Source organism: Pseudomonas reinekei (assembly GCF_001945365.1).
In the GTDB taxonomy this organism is placed as follows: domain Bacteria; phylum Pseudomonadota; class Gammaproteobacteria; order Pseudomonadales; family Pseudomonadaceae; genus Aquipseudomonas; species Aquipseudomonas reinekei.
Genome location: NZ_MSTQ01000061.1, coordinates 1 through 590, shown reverse-complemented (window position 1 = coordinate 590; position 590 = coordinate 1). Strand labels below are relative to the sequence as shown.

The following is a 590-nucleotide window of genomic DNA, read 5'->3' as shown; positions in this document are numbered from 1 at the left end:
ACCGCCCCGCCTTCAGATCCGGTCGATCCAGCCGTTCGTTGACCCCCTGACACAACCCGGTTTCCACCGACTCATAGGACGCCCCGGGGTCATTCACGCCATGCAGGAAAATCACCACCCCCGGCAGATCGGCGGGTACTTCCAACTTGCGCACGGTGTTGCAATTGGGCATCAACCGGGTCGTGAGTTGCGCCACGCAGTACATGTCTTCGTGGCTCATTGGCTGCCACCTTTCGGGCCTTTGCCACGCAATACCATCGTTTGTGCCTGATGCATCATTTCGCGCTCCACCCGTTCCACCAGCCCCCTTGAATCCGTTTGTCCTTGCACGGTGCTGCCATCCTCCAGTTTGATTTGGTAAGCGTGGTCGACCGCCACACGAGCGCTGTCGTCGTCATGACCGGGGTAGTGAAAGGCCAGGCTTTGCGCGGCGGGGTCACGACCGAATGAAGGCACGGTGGCTCTGTCGGTTTTCGGCCCCACCCAGTCATGCTCGCCGGCATGCACAATGGCCTTGCCCTGCGTACCGATTTCGACCCCGCCACCGATCCTGATGTAGCTGCCGTCATCGGCCACCAGGCGGATGGTGG

At 61.4% G+C, this 590-nt stretch carries 1 protein-coding gene and 1 pseudogene; both read right to left on the bottom strand.

Going from position 1 to position 590, the window contains the following annotated elements; all coding sequences use genetic code 11:
* On the bottom strand, positions 1 to 220 hold a 220-nt coding region (locus BVK86_RS28990), incomplete at its 3' end, for a T6SS effector phospholipase Tle3 domain-containing protein (protein ID WP_425272407.1).
* Positions 217 to 590, bottom strand: a pseudogene (locus tag BVK86_RS28985) (type VI secretion system Vgr family protein); the annotation flags it as partial. The pseudogene BVK86_RS28985 and the gene BVK86_RS28990, both read right to left, overlap by 4 nt.